Below are 3,926 nucleotides of genomic sequence, written 5' to 3'. Positions count from 1 at the left end.
CCCGGCCGCAATCACCAGCACGGCGCCGATCGCGTAGCCCACGGCCACGGCGCCGCGGCTGCCGGTCTCTATCAGCATGCCGAACAGCAATGGCGCCGCAAAGCCGCCCGCGCCGGTGCCCACCGCGTAGAACAAGGCGATGGCCAGACCGCGCATCTCCAGCGGGAACACTTCGCTGACCGTGAGGTAGGCCGAACTGGCCGCGGCCGAGGCCAGGAAGAACACCGCTGACCACGCCAGCGCCTGGCTGCGCGCATCCAGCCAGCCCTGCATGAAAGCCCAGCCGGTCAACGCCAGGCCGATGCCCGACGCCACGTAGGTGAAGGCGATCATCCGGCGACGGCCGACGCGGTCGAACAGCGGCCCGAGCAGCAGCGGCCCCAGCACGTTGCCCAGCGCGAACGGAAAGATGTAGAGCGCAACGAGGTTGTCGGCCACGCCGTGAAAGCGCGTGAGCACCAGCGCGTAGGTGAAGAAGATCGCGTTGTAGAAGAACGCCTGCGACACCATCAGCGCCAGGGCCACGCCGCTGCGCTGCGGGTAGCGCTGCAGCAGCACCTGGGCGACTTGCCGCAAGGTAGGCGACGCCTGCGTGCTGAAAGCGACGCGGCCGGTTGGGGCGGGCAGCTTGCCGTGCCGCGCTTCGACTTCTGCCTCGACGGTGGCCATGATGCGCTCGGCCTCCGCGGCCCGCCCATGAGAGATGAGCCAGCGCGGGCTCTCTGGCACGTTGCGCCGCACCAGCACGATGGCCACGGCGAGCAGCGCGCCCAGGGCGAAGCCGGCGCGCCAGCCCCAGGCAGGGCCGAGCACGCGCTCGTCGAGCAGTACGAGGCTCAGGCCCGCGCCGAGGGCCGCGCCCAGCCAGAAACTGCCGTTGATCGCCAGGCTGACACGGCCGCGCACGCGCGCCGGCACCAACTCGTCGATGGCGGCGTTGATCGCCGCATACTCGCCGCCGATGCCCAGGCCGGTGACGAAGCGGCAAACCGCAAAGAAAACAAAACTGTTTGAAAACGCCGTGGCCAGCGTGGCGAGCGCGTAGATCGTCAAGGTGATCAGGAACAGCTTCTTGCGGCCGAGCCGGTCGGTGAGCCGACCGAACAGCAGCGCACCGATCACTGCGCCTCCGATATAAACCGAACCGGACCCGCCGATCTGCGCGGCCGTGAGCCCCAGCGTGTCGTCGCGCTGCAGCACGCCGCCCAGGGAGCCGACCAGCGTGACCTCGAGCCCGTCGAGCATCCAGGCCACGCCGAGCGCGATCACCACCCGCCAGTGCCAGCGCGACCAGGGCAGGCGGTCGAGGCGGGCGGGGATGTCGCTGTGAAGGGTGGTCATGCACAACCATAAAGCAGCCAAGCCCCGCACGCTCCGGCCGTGCGAACTCCTCCCGAGCGCGGCCGCTTGTGGCCTAATCGCGGGTTGATTTCCAAACCAACTCCGAAAGCCATCATGGGCAACAAGATCAAGACCGAAGCCGACCGCCGCGCCACTCCCCGGCCTGTCGCGCCGCCCGGCGTGACCGTCACCACCACCCGCGGCCAAAAGGTGAGTCTGGAGCGCGGCTCGCACACGCGCAGCAAGAAGAACCCCGGCAAGCGCGCCAAGAAGGGCGGCTGAAGCCGCAGCCGCGACGCCGAAAGCGTCTCCCGCGTTGCGTCGCGGTAGCCCCGTTGCGAAGCAAGGCACCGTTGGTTCAGCACTCGGGGCACGTCACATTCGGGTTGAGTTGCGCGCATCGCCTCATCGCTCCGTTCTCGACTGCTGCCTTGTCCGATGCTTCGCATCACCGAACTGCGCCTGCCGCTCGATCACACTGCTGACGTGCTGCCCGCGGCGATTGCGGCTCGCCTGGGCATCCCGGACGACGAGTTGCTGGGCTTCGAAGTCTTCAAGCGTAGCTACGATGCGCGCCGCAAGGCGGCCGTGGTGCTCATCTACACCGTCGACTGCGAGCTGCGCGGCGACGAGGCGGCCGTGCTCCGGCGCTTCGCCGCCGATGCCCATGTGCGGCCCAGCCCGGACACGCGCTACCGCCCGGTTGCGCAGGCACCCGCCGATTTCGCCGCGCTGCAGCGCCCGCGCCCCCTCGTCGTCGGCTTCGGTCCCTGCGGTCTCTTGGCGGCGCTGATCCTGGCGCAGATGGGCCTGCGACCGATCGTGCTGGAGCGCGGCAAGGAGGTTCGGCAACGCACCAAGGACACCTGGGGCCTGTGGCGCCAGGGGGTGCTCGACCCCGAGTCGAACGTGCAGTTCGGCGAGGGCGGCGCCGGCACCTTTTCCGACGGCAAGCTGTGGAGCCAGATCAGCGATCCGCGGCACCTGACGCGCAAGGTGCTCACCGAGTTCGTCAAGGCGGGCGCGCCCGAAGAGATTCTTTTCGTCGCCAAGCCGCACATCGGTACGTTCCGGTTGGTGAGCGTGGTCGAGAAGATGCGCGCCGGCATCGAAGGAATGGGCGGCGAGGTGCGTTTCGGACAGCGCGTGACCGATGTGCTGATCGAGCGCGGCTCTTCCGACGGTGATGCGGGCGTCGGGCACATCCGTGGCGTGACGCTCGCCTCGGGCGAGGAATTGCGCGCTGATCATGTCGTGCTCGCCCTGGGCCACAGCGCGCGCGACAGCTTCGAGATGCTGCACCGGCGCGGCGTGCACATGGAAGCCAAGCCCTTCTCGATCGGCTTTCGCATCGAACACCCGCAAGGGCTCATCGACCGTGCGCGTTTCGGTTCGAACGCCGGCCACCCCTTGCTCGGCGCCGCTGACTACAAGCTGGTGCACCACGCGAGCAACGGGCGATCGGTCTACAGCTTTTGCATGTGTCCGGGCGGCACCGTGGTGGCCGCCACCTCCGAGCCCGAGCGCGTGGTGACCAACGGCATGAGCCAGTACTCGCGTAACGAGCGCAACGCCAATGCCGGCATCGTCGTCGCTGTGGCGCCCCAGGACTACCGGCAGGACGGCCGTACCGAAGGCCCCGTGAGTCCGCTAGACGGCATGGCGTTCCAGCGCTTCTGGGAATCGCGCGCGTACGTGCTGGGCGGGGGCGGCTACCGCGCGCCGGGACAACTCGTCGGCGACTTCATCCACGGCCGGCGCAGCACGGCGCTGGGCAGCGTATTGCCGTCCTACCAGCCGGGCGTGCACCTGACCGACCTGGCCGAGCCGGGCCGTGGCAGCCTTCCGGACTACGCGCTGGCCGCCATCCGCGAGGCGCTGCCGGCCTTCGACAAGCAGATCAAGGGCTTCTCGATGACAGACGCCGTGCTCACCGGCGTGGAGACGCGCACCTCCTCGCCGCTGCGCGTCAGCCGCGGCCGCGACTACCAGAGCCTCAACGTGCGCGGCCTTTATCCGGCCGGTGAGGGCGCAGGCTACGCGGGCGGCATCATGTCGGCCGGAGTCGACGGCATCGAGGTGGCCGAGGCCCTGGGCGCGCAACTGCTGGCTGGACTCGACCCTCGGGCGCAAGCCACACTCTGAGCGCCGACGCATGGCGTCGACTTCGCACCCCCGCACCGGAGATCCGCATGCGCTTGACTTACGTCGACGAACATCGCGCCCTGCAAGACCGCTTCGGCGGAATCCCTCTGCACCGGTGCGGCGCGGGCCGGCAACTTCAAGGCCCAGTACCGGTTGGGCATGCTCTACAGCGCCGGCGAACTGCTGCCGAGGGACGATGCGAAGGCGCGCATCTATCTCAGCATGGCCGCAGGGCGGTGCCAAGGACGCCATTGCGCGCCTGGTCACGCTCGACAAGTCGGCGTCCGAGCTCACGCCCTTTCAGCAGGCTGAACTGCTGAGCGGCACCGGCCGCCACGGCGAGGCCGCGGGGAACAGAAGTATCCGGCCGCGGTATCCACTCTGACCTCCGGCACGGCTGCGGGCTTGCATTGACTCGTGGGACGCGACCGGTGCGCGGC

Annotated in this window: 4 protein-coding genes; 3 read left to right on the top strand and 1 reads right to left on the bottom strand. The window is 69.1% G+C overall.

Annotated features, from left to right (window positions below; genetic code table 11):
- Positions 1-1,341, bottom strand: a 1,341-nt coding sequence (locus H0W38_RS18305) for an MFS transporter (RefSeq protein WP_292456771.1), incomplete at its 3' end; no start/stop codon positions are given.
- 114 nt (positions 1,342-1,455) lie between these two features.
- On the opposite strand from H0W38_RS18305, the gene H0W38_RS18300 reads away from it, so the two are divergent.
- From H0W38_RS18300 to H0W38_RS22165, 3 genes are all read left to right on the top strand, one after another.
- Entirely contained in the window at positions 1,456-1,623 is a 168-nt protein-coding gene (locus tag H0W38_RS18300) for a hypothetical protein (protein WP_292456770.1), read from the top strand.
- A 156-nt stretch (positions 1,624-1,779) separates the two neighbouring features.
- Positions 1,780-3,486, top strand: coding sequence for an NAD(P)/FAD-dependent oxidoreductase (locus H0W38_RS18295; RefSeq protein ID WP_292456767.1), 1,707 nt, complete (start codon positions 1,780-1,782; stop codon positions 3,484-3,486).
- A gap of 72 nt (positions 3,487-3,558) precedes the next feature.
- Positions 3,559-3,798 (top strand): hypothetical protein, encoded by a 240-nt coding sequence (locus tag H0W38_RS22165; protein WP_367162368.1) that lies wholly within the window; start codon positions 3,559-3,561, stop codon positions 3,796-3,798.
- The last annotated feature ends 128 nt before the right edge of the window (positions 3,799-3,926 follow it).

The sequence above is a fragment of the Methylibium sp. genome, from assembly GCF_013817365.1.
Classification (GTDB): domain Bacteria; phylum Pseudomonadota; class Gammaproteobacteria; order Burkholderiales; family Burkholderiaceae_C; genus Methylibium.
Note: the sequence above shows the minus strand (reverse complement) of the source record. Positions and strands in the feature narration are given on the sequence as shown.